General features: G+C 65.8%; 13 protein-coding genes. 11 read left to right on the plus strand and 2 right to left on the minus strand.

Annotated elements, in window-relative coordinates; all coding sequences use genetic code 11:
• The first annotated feature begins 108 nt into the window (after nucleotides 1–108).
• Genes RNC47_RS08735 through RNC47_RS08745 form a run of 3 tightly spaced genes read left to right on the plus strand, consistent with a single transcriptional unit; the run spans nucleotide 109 to nucleotide 3,303 of the window.
• On the plus strand, nucleotides 109–378 hold the full coding sequence (locus RNC47_RS08735; protein WP_311597087.1) for a hypothetical protein: 270 nt from the start codon (nucleotides 109–111) through the stop codon (nucleotides 376–378).
• Entirely contained in the window at nucleotides 371–1,006 is a 636-nt protein-coding gene (locus RNC47_RS08740) for a DUF6879 family protein (RefSeq protein WP_311597088.1), read from the plus strand. Before RNC47_RS08735 ends, RNC47_RS08740 begins: the two co-directional genes overlap by 8 nt.
• A 26-nt stretch (nucleotides 1,007–1,032) precedes the next feature.
• Nucleotides 1,033–3,303 carry an ATP-binding protein gene (locus tag RNC47_RS08745; RefSeq protein ID WP_311597089.1) on the plus strand — a complete coding sequence of 757 codons (2,271 nt, stop codon included), beginning with the start codon at nucleotides 1,033–1,035 and terminating at the stop codon, nucleotides 3,301–3,303.
• 35 nt (nucleotides 3,304–3,338) lie between these two features.
• On the opposite strand, the gene RNC47_RS08750 is transcribed toward RNC47_RS08745, so the two are convergent.
• Together RNC47_RS08750 and RNC47_RS08755 are read right to left on the minus strand one after the other, a co-directional pair.
• The gene (locus RNC47_RS08750; RefSeq protein WP_311597091.1) at nucleotides 3,339–3,779 is read right to left on the minus strand and encodes a hypothetical protein; all 441 of its coding nucleotides are present in this window, start codon (nucleotides 3,777–3,779) and stop codon (nucleotides 3,339–3,341) included.
• A 117-nt stretch (nucleotides 3,780–3,896) separates the two neighbouring features.
• The gene (locus tag RNC47_RS08755; protein WP_311597092.1) at nucleotides 3,897–4,433 is read right to left on the minus strand and encodes an ATP-binding protein; all 537 of its coding nucleotides are present in this window, start codon (nucleotides 4,431–4,433) and stop codon (nucleotides 3,897–3,899) included.
• A 163-nt stretch (nucleotides 4,434–4,596) separates the two neighbouring features.
• Between RNC47_RS08755 and RNC47_RS08760 the strand changes: the two genes are divergently transcribed.
• From RNC47_RS08760 to RNC47_RS08795, 8 genes are all read left to right on the plus strand, one after another.
• The gene (locus tag RNC47_RS08760; RefSeq protein WP_311597094.1) at nucleotides 4,597–5,505 is read left to right on the plus strand and encodes a helix-turn-helix domain-containing protein; all 909 of its coding nucleotides are present in this window, start codon (nucleotides 4,597–4,599) and stop codon (nucleotides 5,503–5,505) included.
• Nucleotides 5,506–5,518: 13 nt separating this feature from the next.
• Nucleotides 5,519–5,722, plus strand: coding sequence for a DUF397 domain-containing protein (locus RNC47_RS08765; protein WP_311597241.1), 204 nt, complete (start codon nucleotides 5,519–5,521; stop codon nucleotides 5,720–5,722).
• 266 nt (nucleotides 5,723–5,988) lie between these two features.
• Nucleotides 5,989–7,536 carry a type I restriction-modification system subunit M gene (locus tag RNC47_RS08770; RefSeq protein ID WP_311597096.1) on the plus strand — a complete coding sequence of 516 codons (1,548 nt, stop codon included), beginning with the start codon at nucleotides 5,989–5,991 and terminating at the stop codon, nucleotides 7,534–7,536.
• Complete coding sequence (locus RNC47_RS08775; RefSeq protein WP_311597098.1) at nucleotides 7,533–9,074, plus strand: type I restriction-modification system subunit M; 1,542 nt, start codon at nucleotides 7,533–7,535, stop codon at nucleotides 9,072–9,074. Before RNC47_RS08770 ends, RNC47_RS08775 begins: the two co-directional genes overlap by 4 nt.
• Entirely contained in the window at nucleotides 9,071–10,273 is a 1,203-nt protein-coding gene (locus RNC47_RS08780; RefSeq protein WP_311597099.1) for a restriction endonuclease subunit S, read from the plus strand. The genes RNC47_RS08775 and RNC47_RS08780 overlap by 4 nt, the downstream gene beginning before the upstream one ends.
• A gap of 42 nt (nucleotides 10,274–10,315) precedes the next feature.
• Nucleotides 10,316–13,255, plus strand: coding sequence for a type I restriction endonuclease subunit R (locus tag RNC47_RS08785; protein WP_311597100.1), 2,940 nt, complete (start codon nucleotides 10,316–10,318; stop codon nucleotides 13,253–13,255).
• A 130-nt stretch (nucleotides 13,256–13,385) separates the two neighbouring features.
• Nucleotides 13,386–14,624: a DUF262 domain-containing protein gene (locus RNC47_RS08790; RefSeq protein WP_311597101.1), complete on the plus strand. Its 1,239-nt coding sequence runs from the start codon at nucleotides 13,386–13,388 to the stop codon at nucleotides 14,622–14,624.
• Nucleotides 14,621–16,096 carry an AAA family ATPase gene (locus tag RNC47_RS08795; protein ID WP_311597103.1) on the plus strand — a complete coding sequence of 492 codons (1,476 nt, stop codon included), beginning with the start codon at nucleotides 14,621–14,623 and terminating at the stop codon, nucleotides 16,094–16,096. The genes RNC47_RS08790 and RNC47_RS08795 overlap by 4 nt, the downstream gene beginning before the upstream one ends.
• The last annotated feature ends 222 nt before the right edge of the window (nucleotides 16,097–16,318 follow it).

Genomic DNA, 16,318 nt, shown 5'->3' on the forward strand with positions numbered 1-16,318 from the left:
TCCTCACGGCGCTGGCTTGTCGCCCGGAGGGGGGCCTCCCTACAGTGAGTCATTGGGTATCGCTGAGGGGACGCCAACCCCTCCGACCACACCCTGCTGGGGGTAGTCATGGTTCGTCCATGGGAGGCCGACGCGTCCGCGTCGTTCGCGCGGCGTCTCGGCAAGTCAGCCGAGGAACTGGGCAATTCGGAAGACAAGGGTGAATGCCCGGACATCTGGCAGCTGGAGAACGGCGACATAGCCGTGATCGGGCGTGACCTCACCGCGGCCTACCGCTCCCGCCTTCCCGAGGGAGTGGCGCTGGCCCCGGACGAGCGTCTCGTCGTCATCCCCGGCAACATGCTCAGCGCGGCGAAAGCGGACATCCCGGATGCTTGACCTGTCCCTGCCTCCCCTCGACCCCGCCCAGGGCCAGCGCCTCGAACGGTCCGCCTACAAGACCACCTTCTGGCAGGACTACGAGCGGATCTACGAGCACGACTCCTGGAAGCTGGAGCGCCGCCAGCACTTCGAGGAGCAGGGGAGCGCGAGCAGGGCGGCGCTCCGGCGAGGTGACTGGGGAGAGGCTCTTCGGCTACTTGAGGACAAACGCGATGCCCTCCGCCGCGACGCCGAGCAGGATCGACGCCAGCGCACCGTCTTCCACCGCGTGCGCGTCGTCGAAAGGCCGTTCACGCCGTACATGCAATGGGAGCTGCACTCTCTGCGCCTCAACGCCGAGGATGGTGGCGAGGCCATCCGCGTCATCGATGCGGCCGACGTGGCGACGCTCGAATCGAAGGGCCGGCTTCCCGAGGTGGTGGTCCTCGGTGAGCAATCGCTCTACGAAGTCATCTACACGGAAGCCGGCGTGCCCGACGGCGGCATTCGCTTCAGCTCCCCCGACCTCGTCGAGGGCTGGGAAAACCTCATCAAAAGACTCTTCGACCGCGGGGAGGACATCGCAACCTACTTCGCCCGCGAGGTTGCCCCCTTGCCCCCGCCACGGATCACCACGCAGGAGTGACGATCAGCGACCCCGACACAGCGGGAGTGACGCCAACGCCTCGCCAACTGCCAGGTGATATCCGAGGGTTCGTCAACCGAACCGAGGAGCTTGAGCAGCTGAACGCGGTCCTGCCCAGCGCCGAGGGCGCTCCGCTCGTGGTGTCGCTGTGCGTCATCGCGGGCACGGCGGGCGCGGGCAAGACCTCCCTGGCGCTGCGGTGGGCTCACCAGGCCCAGCACCGTTTCCCGGACGGCCAGCTCTACATCAACCTGCGTGGCTACGATCCGGACGACCCGGTCACAGTGCATGAGGCCCTGCACCGCTTCCTCACCGCGCTCGGCATTCCCGCCGCGTCCGTTCCCGCAGAGCCGGATGCGGCAGCCGCGCTCTACCGCTCTCTGCTCGCCGACCGGCGCATGCTGATCGTGCTGGACAACGCGGCCACCGCCGCCCAGGTCCGCCCCCTGCTCCCCGGCAGCGCCGGCTGCCTGACCGTCGTCACCAGCCGCAGCCGCCTGTCGGGACTCGCCATACGGGACGGTGCGCACCGGCTGACGCTCGGCACGCTGCCGGAGCCGGAGGCCGTGGCTCTGTTGCGGGCCATCACCGCCGGCTATCGGCCGGCCGACGACCCCACCAAGCTCGCCGACCTCGCCAGGCTCTGCGCCCGTCTCCCGCTGGCGCTGCGCATCGCCGCCGAGCGAGCCGTCACCCACCCCCACCTGAGCCTGGACGACCTGATCGCCGAACTGCGCGACGAGTCAGCCCTCTGGGACGCCCTCAGCGTGGCCGACGAGGACGAGGCGGCCGCCGTACGCACCGTGTTCGCCTGGTCCTACCGCGCCCTGCGCCCGGAAGCCGCCCGCCTCTTCCGCCTGCTCGGCCTCCACCCGGGCCCCGAGTTCAGTCTCCATGCCGCGGCCGCGCTCGCCGGCGCCGGGACCAGCCGCGTCCGCCAGCTCCTCGACATCCTGGTCGGCGCTCATCTCCTCGGACAACCAGCGCCGGATCGCTACGAGTTCCACGACCTGCTCCGCGCCTACGCCGCCGATCAGGCCCGCCGCGAGGAGCCGGCGGACCAGCGCGCGGCCGCGCTGCGCCGGGTCCTCGACTGGTACCTGCACACCGCCGACGCCGCCCAGACCTGGCTCGAACCTGAGGAGGCCCACCAGCTGCTCCAACCTCCCGCCGAGCCGGTCACAGCCCTGTCCTTCCCGGACTACGACACCGCGGCCGACTGGGCCGAGCACGAACACACCAATCTCCTGGCCGCCATCAGGACGGCTGCCGCCGAGGGGCTCGACCACCACGCCTGGCAGCTTCCCGCCGTCCTCTGGAACGCTCGCGGGCCATCAGCCTCCGCCCTCGACTTCTTCGAGGCCGGGAACCTCGGCCTGGCCGCCGCACGGCGCTTGGGCGACCGGGCCGCCGAGGCGACCCTCCTGGAAGACCTGGGCATGACCTACACCCGGATCAACGAGTTCGACCAGAGCCAGCGGTGCCACGAAGACGCCCTCACCCTACGGCGCGCCCTCGGCGATCGAGAGGGCGAGGCCAACTCCCTGAATCTCCTGGGCCTCACTGCCCTGAACCGTAGGCAACTCGACGCGGCTCGCGATCACTTCGAACGGGCCATCGCCATCTTCGAGGAGCTCGGAGCCACCCATTTCGTAGCCCTGGCCCAGTCCAACCTCGCGGTGACCCACCATCGCGCCGGCCGGCTGGCCGAGGCCCACGACCTCGGCCACCGACTCCTCGCCACCCAGCGGGCCGCGGGCGCCCGCAGCAGCGAAGGCAACATCCTCCGGCTGCTGAGTGAGAACCACCTGGAACGCGGCGAGCCCGAGGAGGCGCTGCGCCTGGCCCGGCAGGCGGTGGGCATCTCCCTCGACCTGCGCAACCAGTACGTGGAGGCGTACTGGCTCATCAGCCTTGGCGCCGCCCAACTGGCCCTCGGCCAGCACGGCGAAGCCCTGGCCTCCTACCAGCGCTCAGCAGCGCTGAATCGCAGGCTCCGGAACCGCGGCCGCGAGGCCCTGGCCTGGCTTGGCGCCGGCCGCACCTACCAGGCCCTCGGTCGACACGACGAGGCCGCCGACTTCCACCGCCAAGCTGCTGCCACTTTCGGCGAGTTGGCCGACCCATGGCACCAGGCGGTGGCCCTCGAAGCCCTCGCCGACACTCTGAATGACGCCCACCCCGACCAGGCCGCCACCCACCGTGCCGAGGCCCTGCGCCTCATCGCCCCCTACGACGACCCCCGCGCCGCCCAAACCCGCGCGCGCATCGAGCACCACTTACCACCCGAACCATGACCGACCACCTGACGCGGCGCACCTCCTCGTGCCGGTCACACGCCTGCCTCGGCGTGCGATGAGGTGGACGGATCGGTTTCCGCGAGGTTCCTGTCCTGAGCGAGTTCGACGTAGCGGTCATACGCCGCACCTCGAGTCAGCGGCCCGGTGCTGTGGGGCACGACGAGGAGGAACCGTGCGGGTCGGAGACACCAGGCGATGATGAGGCCCCTACCTGTGACGGTGACCGTCACGGGCTCCCCGTTCGCGAGGTCGTGGACCGCCTTCCACTGGCCGCACTCCAGCCAGGTGTACGCTCGCTCCGCCTCGTCCGGCGGCAGCGCGGAAACGACCATCCGCAGCGCGACCCGCACCCAGACCACAGCCTGGGTAGGCGCCCGGAAGGAAGCGGAGTGGTAGCAGGCGATCTCACGCCGCTCCGACGCCGGCGAGCGTGGAAAAGTCAGACACTCGCCCCAATAGCCTTGCGTGATCACGGGTTTGCTCCTTGCTGGCCGCTCGGCGGCCGGTGGGACAACGAAAGCCCGATCTCCCGGGCCGCGTCCGTGAGCAGCGTCATCAACTGGGCGGCGGTCACGGACTCGCGCCGCTCGTCACCAGCCGAACCGAAGACGAGCACGAACGAGCCGGCGCCCTGAGCGTGTAACGGAATGCGCAATCCCGGTGTCGTGCCCGGCGTTGTGGTCATGCTCTTGTCCCCCCAGGCAGTGGGATTCGCGCTCGCGGATGTGTTGCGGTATCGCCGGAACCCTCAGCCGGAAGAACACGCACTTCCCACCACCGGGCACTCGCTCGTATCCCGAGGCATCGGCGAGATCCTTGACCATGGCGAGGCCACGGCCGTGCTCGTCGTCGTCACGGCAGTGCTGGGCGTGCGGAAGTCCGTGCCCGAAGTCGGTCACGCCCACGGTCAGATAGCCGTCGGAGACGAGTACGTCGACGGCGTACTCCCTGCCGTCCGTGGCGTGTATCACGGCATTGGTCGCCAGTTCCGAGGTGAGCAGTTCCGCGACGTCGGCGATGTCGTCGCCGAACTCCCAGGCAAGTACCGCGTTGCGTACGGCCTTACGAGCCCGGCTCGGAGAATCCCTGCTCGACCAGTAGCGGAATGTTCGTCTGATGCCAACCATACGCGCCCCCTTTCAGAGAGCGGAGTTCGCACATGGGTACGCCCAACGAACGGGCGGACACGCCAAGTTGATGACTCGCCACTTTGTGTGATCTGTCGTGCACACCGTAGAGTGGGTGATGTCGGATTGGCAAGTCCGCCATCTGCACACGTGCAGGTGAGTCGTGTTGGTGGCCGACGCCGCCTGGGCAGGGCAGACTGAAAACAGGAAGCAGGGAGGGAGCATGGCCAGCACGTTCCGCAGCCGTAGGCTCGGCGCTGATCTGCGGGAACTACGCGAGAAGTCGGGGATCGGGTCCGAAGCCGTGGCGGAGGAGATGGGCTTCTCTCGCCCCAAGCTCAGCCGTATCGAGGGCGGCGAGGTCCGCGTCTCGAAGAACGACCTCAAGGCGCTGCTGCACCTGTACGGGGTGGACGACAAGGCGCGCCAGGAAGCGTTCTTCCAGGCGGCCCGCGAGGCCCACAAGCACGGCTGGTGGCGCGCCTACCAGGACACGCTGCCGCGCACGTACTCCGAGTACATCTCCCTGGAGGCGGACGCGGTCGAGATCAAGAACTTCGAGCCCATCCTGATCCCCGGCCTGCTCCAGACCGAGGCATACACCCGGGCCGTCATCCACACCAACCCGGCCGTTCTGCCGCCCGCCGACATCGACGAGCGAGTCAAGGTGATCCGCGAGCGTCAGACCGTGCTGGAGCGTAAGTCCCCGGCCCGGCTGTGGGCCGTGATCGGCGAGTCCGCCATCCGCCAGACCGTCGGCGGCGTCAACGTCATGCGCGAACAGCTCACCCATCTGAGCGGAATGACGGCCTACCAGCACATCGTCATCCAGGTGCTCCCACACACCGCCGGCGCGCATGCCGGGCTCACGGGTGCCTTCGTGGTCTTCGGGCTGCCGCAGGACCCCAGCGTCGTGTGCGTGGAGAACATGACCGGCACGCTCTACATGGATAGCCCCGGCGAACGGCAGAGCTACGGCGACGCGTTCGACCACCTGAGGGCGGCGGCGCTGAACCCGGCGGACTCATTCGCTCTCATTCAGCGAGTGGCAGAGGAAATGCGAGAAGAGTAGGAAAGGGAACGTGATGATATCCCGAGACGGCATTGGGCCGTGGCGCAGGAGCAGCTACAGCGGCGGCAACGGTAACTGCGTCGAGGTTGCCCAGCTCACGCATGACGGCCAGGTCGTGCGGGACTCCAAGAACCCGTCCGGTCCGACGCTGAGGTTCGACGACACTGGGTGGGCGGCGTTCCTCGCGAGCACGGGGCGCGGCGAGTTCGACAACTGATCGTCTGGGCCGTGGCCCGCAGGACACCGACGCGGTGGTTGCGGGCCACGGCGCGGTCATCAAGGCTCGTTCCATGGGCACACCACCCAGTCCAGCCCGACCACTGCGGCATCGCATCTGGCGCGCCAGCTGACCCATCTCGTGCGTGTGAGAGGCGGCCGGGTATGGAGTGGTGGAACGGCCTGTGCCGGGGGTCGTCGGTGGCTCGTCCTACCCCCTAAGCTTGTGGCTTCTCAACACATGCGTGCGTAGAACGGAGCCGTCCGGTGGCCCAGAAGGAAGCGACTGAGCAGCTCGCGTTGGACTCAGGCACGTCCCGTGCGCTCACGCTCAGTGAGCTTGAGCGCCATCTCCTGGGGGCAGCGGACCTGTTGCGTGGCCTCGTCGACCAGGCGGACTTCAAGAGCTATATTTTTCCACTCTTTTTTTACAAACGTCTCTGTGACGTCTACGGCGAAGAGTACGAGGAGGCCCTCGAGCTCTCCGATGGAGATCGGGAGTTCGCGGCCAAAGCCGACCAGCACCGCTTTGTCATCCCTGAGGGGCATCGCTGGTCCGACGTCGTCGCCACTCCGGATCACGAGCTCGGCGGCGCTCTCATTACGGCGCTTCGGGAAGTTGAGAAAGCCAACCCCGAAAAGCTCGACGGAATCTTTGGCGACACGCCGTGGACCAACCGTGATCGCGTCCCGCCTCGTGTGCTGCGAGCGCTCCTCGATCACTTCTCCGCTCGCTTCCTCGGTGACGCACATGCCGACTCGGATCTCCTCGGTCAGGCCTACGAGTACCTGATCAAGAAGTTCGCCGACCTGTCCAACAAGAAGGCTGGTGAGTTCTACACGCCGCGCGCGGTGGTTGAGCTGTTGGTGAACATCCTCGCCCCGCGGGCCGGGGAGACGGTGTACGACCCGGCCTGTGGGACCGGAGGGATGCTGATCGAGGTCGCCAACCATTTCGCACGGCAGGGCATCCCCACGCAACGGCTGTACGGCAAGGTCTTCGGCCAGGAGAAGAACCTCACCACATCAGGCATCGCCCGCATGAACCTCATCCTTCACAAGATCGAGGACTTCCGGATCGAACGCGGCGACACTCTTCGGCATCCCGTGTTCACCGATCGCGAGGATCGGCTGAAGACCTTCGACTGCGTGATCGCGAACCCGCCGTTTTCGTTGGCGGCGTGGGGCGACGACAGTTGGGATGCGGACCCTTTCGGCCGCGGGGAGTTCGGCACGCCTCCGACCAGCACCGCCGACTGGGCCTGGGTACAGCACATGATCGCCTCCATGCGCCCGGACACCGGGCGAGCGGTAGTTGTTCTGCCCCAGGGCATCCTCTTCCGCGGGGGGCGCGAGGCCAAGATCCGGAAGAAGATCATCGAGGCTGACGCCATCGAGAGCGTCATCGGGCTCGGGGGCAAACTGTTCTACGGGGCGGAGTTGGCGGCCTGCGTGCTGGTGCTTCGTGCGAGGAAGCCGAAGGAACGGCGAGGGAAGATCCTCTTCGTCGACGCCTCGGATCAGTTCCGCAAGAGCCGAAACCAGAACGTACTGGAGGCCGAACACACCTCGAGGATTCACGGCTGGTACCGCGCCTTCGCGAACATTGAGGGTCGGAGCCACCTGGCGGACGAAGCCGATATCGCCAAGCATGACGGAAGCCTCAGCATCTCCCTCTATGTCAGCAAGAACCGTGCCGCCGAGCTACCGTCGCTCGCCGATGCCATCGTGAAACTGGAGGGCGCCTTGGCGGATGCGGCGGCGGCCGAGGACGAACTGCGGCATAGGCTTAAGGAATGGGGATTCCTCGGGTGAGCGAGAGCAAGAGCGAGAATTTGCTGGCTGAGGCGTTGCCAGGTACGGATAGTGGGCCTGATCAGCTGGATCAGCGTGAGCTGGAGAACTATCTCTGGGGGGCGGCCGTCCGGCTCCGCGGGCTGATCGACGCCGGCGACTACAAACAGTTCATTTTCCCTCTGCTTTTTTACAAGCGGATGTGTGACGTCCACGATGAGGAGCGCGAGCAGGCCCTCGCCGTGTATGGTGGCGATATCGAGCTGGCGGGTAAGGAAGAGAACTACCAGTTCCAGATCCCGGATGAGCACCATTGGGAGACGGTACGGGGGGAGCGTTCGGGGCTCGGGGCGAAGATCTCGAAGGCCATGAGAGCGATCGAGAAGGCCAACCCCCAACAGCTGACCGGGGTATTTGGCGACGCACAGTGGACGAATACGGAACGGCTCTCGGACGAGACGCTCCGGGATCTCTTGGAGCACTTCTCTACCCAGGTACTCTCGCTGGCCCGGGTGCCCGAGGATGAGCTCGGCCGCGGCTATGAGTATCTGATCAAGAAGTTCGCTGACGACTCGGGACACACGGCCCAGGAGTTCTACACCAACCGGACGCTCGTCCAGCTCATGACTCGCATGCTGGAGCCGGAGCCTGGAGAGTCCGTCTACGATCCGACATGCGGCACGGGCGGTATGCTGGTCACTGCGGCAGCCGAACTGAAGCGGCAGGGGAAGGATTATCGGCGACTCCGGTTGTTCGGGCAGGAGTTTAACGTGATGACCTCCTCGATCGCACGTATGAATCTCTACCTGCACGGGATCGAGAACTTTCGCATCGAGCGCGGTGACACGCTTTCTCAGCCACTCTTCTTCGAGGGGGACCAACTGAGCCGCTTCGATGTGGTGTTGGCTAACCCTCCGTATTCCATTAAGCAGTGGGATCGTGACCGGTTCGCCGAGGATCCGCGCAACATGTGGGGGGTCCCGCCTCAGGGGCGAGCCGACTACGCGTTCTTCCAGCACATCGCTGCCTCGCTGGACCCCAAGACTGGCCGATGCGCGATCCTCTTCCCACATGGCGTGCTCTTCCGGGACGACGAGCGAGCCATGCGGGAGAAGCTGATCGAGTCCGACCTCCTTGAATGCGTGCTGGGCCTCGGACCTGGGTTGTTCTACAACTCGCCTATGGAAGCGTGTGTGGTAGTGCTCCGGAGGCGTAAGAGGCCGGGACGGGAAGGTAAGGTGCTTTTTATCGACGCTGCTGATCTGATTGAACGCGTCCGCGGACAGTCCTTTTTGAATGAGCAGCACATCGCAAATATTCTTCGCGTGTACAAAAGTTTTGATGAGGTTGAGGGATTCAGTGCTGTAAAGGAAAATTCTGAATTGCTGAACCTGGGTTCAACTCTCGCTATCTCATATCAAGTCGCTCGCACATCAGTTGTCTTGCGAGAGGGTCCGCAGGTGCTGAAGTTGGACTTTCAGCAGTGGGATTCCGGCGTTGCTCGCCGACGGAATGTTTTGGAACGTGCGGTAAGTCGGATTAATGGGCTAGGCGTGTGATTGAGTTGGACTCTGAGTGGGAAGCCGTGCGTCTCGGGGACGTTGTGCAGAACGTCACTCGTCGGGCCGCCTCAGTGAGTGAAAGCACACCTGTCGTGGGGCTGGAACATCTTGATCGTGACTCCCTCCTCGTGTCCGAATGGGGCACGCCTGAGGGGCAGTCCAGTTTTACCCGTGCTTTCACCCCGGGATGTACGCTCTTCGGTAAACGACGTGCATATCAGAGAAAGTCTGGATACGTTGACTTCGCGGGGATCTGCTCGGGCGATGTGCTGGTATTTGAGGCGCGGCAAGGGCGTGTGCTTCCGCGCTATCTCCCCTTGCTCGTACGAAATGAAGAGTTCTATCAACGGGCGATGATGACTTCTGTTGGTTCGCTCTCGCCTCGTACGAGCTGGAAGGAGTTGGCGAAGTATGAGTTCCTGCTTCCGGGGCTGGCGGAACAGCACCGCATCGCTGATCTCCTGTGGTCTTTCGAGCGGGCGGCACGGGCGAAGGTAACCGCGCTGGAGGCAGCTCGTGAGGTGGAATTGGCCGCGTTGTCAGAACTCTATGACGAGCCGGAATGGCCCGTGCGGAGGGTGGCAGACGTCGGGGAGGTGCAGTTGGGCATGAAACGTGAACCTAATGTGCATGAGGGGAGCCATCTCCGCCCTTACCTCCGAGTTGCGAATGTTGGGGATGACGAGCTTTTCCTCGATAATGTTCTGGAGATGAACTTCACCCCTAAGGTCTTCAGCAAGTATGTATTGCGGCCGAAGGATATTCTCCTCAACGAGGGGCAAAGTCTGGAATTCCTGGGCCGGGCGGCGATGTATCGGGGTGAAATTGAGAACTGCTGCTTTCAGATGACGCTACTACGGTTTCGCGCGGGCGAGGAGGTTCTGCCCGAGTTCGCGCTCGGCTGGTTCCGACGCTGTCAGCGGCTTGGGGCCTTTGCCAGGGTGGCCAAGCGCACCACATCCATCGCTCACCTCCCCGCCGGGCTCCTCTCCGCTCAGCCCATCCCTGTCCCGCCGCTGTCCGTGCAGCGTCGCGTCGTCGAACGCCTTGAGGCCGCACGCGAGTTGCGTACCACGCTCGCCGCGGACCTTACTCAGACGCGTAGTCTGATGCAGCGAACCCTGAACCTGCTCTTGCAGGGGCCGGAGGCTGTTGCTGGTGGTGCGTCCACGGCCGTCGGTGTCAGCAACGGGTGACTCGGGGGCGCGAGGGGGCGAGGAGAGAGCGAGGGGCGGCGGATGTTCAGCGAGCGAAGCACAGTTCAGGCGTTTGTGACCGACCGCTTGGTTGCCCTGCCGACGCTCGCATGGGAGCAGCCGGGGAGCGACTTCGAGCGGGCGGAGCAGGACGTCCTGGTGGAGTCCGAGGTACGTGCCGCGTTGGTGCGGCTCAACCCGGCGATCGCCGCTGACCCCGATCGTGCCGAAGAGGTTCTCTACCGGCTCACCGCGCTGATCCGCTCGGCGCGCGGCGAAGGGCTGATCAAGGCTAATGAGAGCCTCCGTACATGGCTGCTTGGCGCGCATTCGATGCCCTTTGGCCCCGAGCACGAACACGTCGCCGTGCAGCTCATCGACTTCGATGATCCCTCGCGCAACCGATACCACATCACCACCGAGGTCACCTTCCGGCGCGGTGGGATTTCTCGCCGATTCGATCATGTGCTGTGGGTCAACGGTTTTCCCCTCGTCGTCGGTGAGTCGAAGTCCGCGACACGTCCCGGCATAAGCTGGGCCGATGGTGTGCTCCAGCTGGATGGCTACCAGCAGGACGTGCCGGAGTTCTTCGTGTCCAATGCGCTGTGTTTCGCGACAGATGGGCGAGATCTGAGGTTTGGTGGCCTTCGGTTGCCGCCCACGCTCTGGAGCCCATGGTGGTCTCCGGGGACGCGGGGAACGCTGCCGCCGGAAAGTCCCGAGTATCTTCGTCAGGCAGTCGACGGGTTGCTGCACCCCTCGACCGTGCTGAACATCGTCCGCGATTTCACGGTGTACAGCACCGACGATGGGCACCGGAAGGTCAAGAACGTCTGCCGCTATCAGCAGTACGAGGCGGGGCGGCGCATGGCCGACCGGGCCGCCGCCGCGGCCCGCGATCCTGAGGCGCCCAGGAAGGGGCTGGTGTGGCACTTCCAGGGGTCAGGCAAGTCGTTGCTGATGGTTTTCACCGCTCAGGCGCTGCGGAGCGACCCGCGGACCGGGGCCCCAACGGTGGTGATCGTCGTGGACCGGCTCGACCTTGACACCCAGATCACCTCCACCTTCCGTACCACGGACATCCCCAACGTCGTCACCGCCGGTAAAGGAGATGACCTGGGGGCGATGCTCGCGACCGGGCAGCGAAAGATCATCGTTACCACGGTGCACAAGTTTCGGAAATTTGACCGGATTCTGTCTGACCGTCGTGACATCGTCTGCTTGGTGGACGAGGCGCACCGCACCCAGGATCGGGACATGGGGCAACGGATGCGGCAGGCCCTTCCCAATGCCGTCTTCTTCGGCCTGACCGGCACGCCCATCAACCGAACCGACGTCAACACGTTCCGGACCTTCGGCTATGAGGTGGATGAGGGGCGTTATCTCTCCCGGTACACCCAGGCCGATTCCCTGCGTGACGGAACCACACTTCCCCTGCACTTCGAGCCGCGGGACGCCCGCTTCAAGATCGATGGCCAGGTGATCGACGCCAAGTTCGAGGAACTGGCCGAAGGCCTCTCCCCACGTGAGCGGGCGGCCATGGCGAACCGGGCCGCACGGATGGGAGCCCTGATCAAGGCACCCGAGCGTATTCGCATGGTCTGTGAGGACATCGCACGCCACTTCACGGAGAAGGTCGCCCCGGAGGGCTTCAAAGCACAGGTGGTGGTCTTCGACCAGGAAGCGTGTGTCCTGTACAAGGAGCGTCTTGACGCGCTTCTGGGCCCCCAGGCCAGCGAGGTCGTGATGTCCACCGAAGGGCAGCCGAAGGCGATCAAGGACCGTTTTGAGCGGGGGAAGAGTGAGGAGGCGGCGCTGCTGGATCGCTTCCGCGCCCCGAACGACCCGCTGAAGATCCTCATCGTGACGGCCAAGCTGCTCACGGGCTTCGACGCCCCGATCGCTCAGACCATGTATCTGGACAAGGTGTTGCGGGACCACACCCTGCTCCAGGCTGTCTGCAGGGTGAACCGTCCGTACAAGCACCCCGACAGCGAGCAGACCAAGTCACACGGCCTGATCGTTGACTACCTGGGTGTCTTCGCGCGCCTCGGGCAGGCCTTGCGCTTCGACGAACGTGCCGTCGAGCAGGCGGTGACCAGCATTGAGGAACTCTGGGCCGCGTTTCCCGGGGCCGTGCGCGCTTGCCTGGAGTTCTTCCCGGGCGTGGACCGAACAGCCGACGGCTACGAGGCGCTGTTCGCGGCGCAGGACAGACTGCCCGACGACGGGACGCGGGAGGCGTTCGCTGAGGCGTTCGCGCGGCTGGCTCGCCTCTGGGAGGCGCTGTCCCCCGATCCACGGCTGAGTGAGCACGAGGCCGACTACCGTTGGCTCGCCAAGGTGCACCAGTCCGTGCGCCCCAGCCACGCCACGACCCCGCTGCTGTGGCGGGTGCTCGGCCCCAAGACCCGCGAACTGGTCAACGCGCACATCCACGCCGACCTGCCACCTGAGCGTCTTGACACACTCATCCTCGACGCGCGGATGGTCGAGTACCTTCACCGCGATCCGCGGCGCAGCATCCGGCAACTCCAACCCAGGCTTGCCGACCGGCTCGGACGCCGGCGCGGGGAGCCTCGATTCGATTCGCTGGCACAGAAGTTGGAGCGGCTGCGCGAGCAGTATGAAGCGGGGCAGTTGGTGAGTCGGGAGTATCTCTTCCAACTCCTGGAGTTGGCGAAGCAGACCGCCGAGGCCGAGGCCGAAGCGGCGAAGCAGGACCCGAGAGAGCAGGGAAAGTACGCCCTGACCAGGCTCTTCGAGTCCTCGCGCTCGGCGGGCACCCCGGTGGCGGTGGCAAAGCTCGTCGAGGAGATCGACAACATCGTCGCGGCCGTGCGGTTTCCGGGGTGGCAGCACACGGCGGGGGGAGAGCGCGAGGTGAAGAGGGCGCTGCGGCGCACGCTGGTGCGCTACCACCTGCAACGTGACGAGGAGCTGTTCCAGAAGGCGTACGACTACATCCGGCAGTACTACTGAGGACTGCAGAGGTGACCCTCACCATGCCCCGCCGGATGTCAGTGACCAGCCGTACTGTGCAATGGGGCACGAACCCTCACCAGGTCGTTACGGTCGGTGATGGGTCGGCGCTTGAGAGGAGGGGGCCGTCATGACGCGGATCCACGAACTGCGGAATCCGACGACCCATCCCACCGTCCTGACGGTTCGCGAGGCGCTCGCCCGGCTTGACGACGGAAGATTGCGTCCTGCGTCCGACTCGACCGGAGTCACCGAGTGGTCAGACCACCGCAAGCACGTGTTGCTCGACTCCGTGCTGCGTGGCTGGCCCATCGGCACCTTCCTCGTCGCACGCGAGCCTGATGGGAGGCACGTGCTACTCGACGGGCAACGGCGGCTCGCGGCGCTGGGTGAGTTCGTCCGTGGCGAGCTCCTGGTGGACGGGCGACTCGCGCCGCAGGCGGTCGTCCTGCGGGAGTCGGACGGAAGGGCCTACCCTGACCTGCCGCGAGGTCTGCGTGAGGCGGTTGACGAATACCCGCTCGTCTTTCTGGAACTCGATGGGTTGCCGCCGGGCGAGTTGCGTACTGCCTTGCTGCGGCTGAACTCCGAAGACCAGCTACCGGAATCCGGCCGCCGGCTGGTCGCGTCGGGATCATTCGGAGAGCAGGTGCGGCGCCTCGTCGTCAGGGCGGCGGACTGGGGGCTTGCCGAGGAGCGCGTTGGCTTCGGAAACGTCGGTCTGGCATACGAGGACGTGATCAGTAGAGTGCTGGTCTCCGTGGAGGCGGGAAGCATCCGCGCCGCCGCGATGGGCAGCGAGCAGCTCAATGTCCGATTGCGATCCGGCAACGCGGTGACACAGGCCACACGGGACGAGGTGGCGGAGGCGCTGAAGGAGTTGCTGTCGCTGCCCGCCCTGGATGTGCCGGCGGTTCGGTTCACCAAGCCCACGCTGCTGAGCTGGTTGCTGGTCATGGTGCGCGCCAGGCGCGCCCTCGGGCCTGGCGCGGAACACCATCTCGGATACCTCATGGAGTGGCTGGAGCCGGAGCGGCGGAGGCGCGCCGCCCAGCTAAATCCCGGTGCCCCGCCACCGCTGCGGGCAGGCTTTCGCGACATTCCTCACTCAGCCTTGCTGGAACGCTTCAACGAGGTGGCTGCGGTTGGGGCGCACACGGCGGAGTCAACGGTGCTTCGGGATGCGATCACCTGGTTGTTCCTGGTCGCCACAGGCGGTGCCCCGTCACGGAAGACCCCCCCTGTTCCGGACGTGATCCGGATGTATGAGGTGCTGACCAGCGTAGGAGCCGGACCGTTCACCGAGGACCGGGTCGACCAGCTGCTGTGGGCTGACGGAGTGCTCGGGGCTTGGGGGGAGTGGGGGTGAGCCAAAACGCCAAGGACGACGTGGTCCTCAGCCGAGCCCAGATTCAGAAGCACTACCGCAAGTTGGCCAGTGGCGAAGTACGCTCACCGCTGCGCACCGTGGAGATCGACGGGCATGTGCATCTTGGTTCCCTGGCTGCTGAGATGGCTCCGGGCATCACTCTTCTGTGTGGCGTGAGCGGTGCGGGCAAGTCGCAGTTCCTCCGGACGCTCGCCCAGCATCTCGACACGAAAGCCGACGCGGACGGGAGGCCAAGGCCCGCTGCGGTGCGGATGATGGGGCGGCCCCGGCACCGAAAGCAGGACCGCACCGGCGCGGCCACGGTTGAGATGGAGTTGGCTGAGGCAAGGGTTCCCTGTCTTTATGTCGATACCGCGCGAGAGTGTTTCGACGTCCTGGCGCAGGTGAGCCGCGTGCCGGCCCATGAGTTGGAGAGCGAGCGCGCCACGGCCGACAAGGCACCTCGCAGCGCCTGGTTCGAGAACGCGCTGAGCACGATCATGGAGCGCCCGTACGCGTTGGCCACACACCAGGAGCTCGACCGCCGTACGCCGGCCGTCGACGAGTCGGCCAGTTGGTTCTACTACGAACTCAGCTACCGCGGTAACACGTACGGGCCCGAACAGATGAGTCTGGGGGAACTGGCTACCTGCGTGATTCTGAGGGGGCTCCGAGCGGCACCACGAGGCAGCGTGGTGCTGTTCGACGAACCGGAGAACTTTCTGTCCCCCCGCGCGCGTGGATTGCTGCTCGACGTCATCGTCGCCCGAGCGATTGACCTGGAACTGTCCGTGGTGATCGCATCGCACTCTCCGGAGTTCGCCTACCAGTTGCCGACTGCCTCGCTACGCACGCTGGAGAGGAGCGCTGGGGGCGATCCCAGAGCGACCATCTCTCCTGGCGTGATCCCGGCCCAGGTCGGCCGGAAGCTGGGGATGAGGGTAAGGCCCGAAGCCGTGCTCTTGGTTGAGGACCTCTTCGCCAGGAAACTGCTGGAGGAGCTGCTCCGCGTGCACCTCCCGGACTTGGCCCCCCATGTACGTGTGCAGGATGTGCGTGGCGCGGATGTCGTCGTCACGATCGCGAGTGCCCTGGGGCCGACGAGGCCGGCCGTGGCCTTTCTCGGTGTGCTCGACGGCGACACTCGTTCCATCGCCAGCCGTCAGGGAGAGTGGCTGGCGTATCTTCCCGGCTCGGCGGAGCCCGAGGCCACCGTGATGGAAACCCTCACGGAATGCGCCGAGGCGGCGGTGAGGGAGTTCGGGGTGCCGGAGTGGGAGTGGAAACGGGCTCTGGAGGAAGCGTGGGTCTGCAATGTTCATGATCAACCCGGCGCGGTCAGCGAGAAGACAGGGGTGGATGAGGCGCGGCTGATCTCCTTCGCGACGCGGAATGCGCGGAACCTTCCAAGCCTTCGAGAGGGGCTGGAGGACCTGATTGACCGGATTCGGGAGCTCTTTGCCGCTCGGTGACCGAAGCCGCCCTGGCGGTGTGGTCCGGCCCACACCGTCCGGCGCTCGGCCGTGGGCTCCGTTGCCAGCCACCGACGGTTCCACCTGCCTCGTCCCCGCCTCATCCGCGTGTCGAGCCACGCTGTCTCGCCCCCGCCTCGTGCCGTCACCTCGTGTCGGGATCACGAGGACGACGTTCGACGAAAACTCCCGACCGGTCCGAGACGGGCTCGCCCTTCCGGC

Source organism: Streptomyces millisiae (genome assembly GCF_031845425.1).
GTDB lineage: Bacteria > Actinomycetota > Actinomycetes > Streptomycetales > Streptomycetaceae > Streptomyces > Streptomyces millisiae.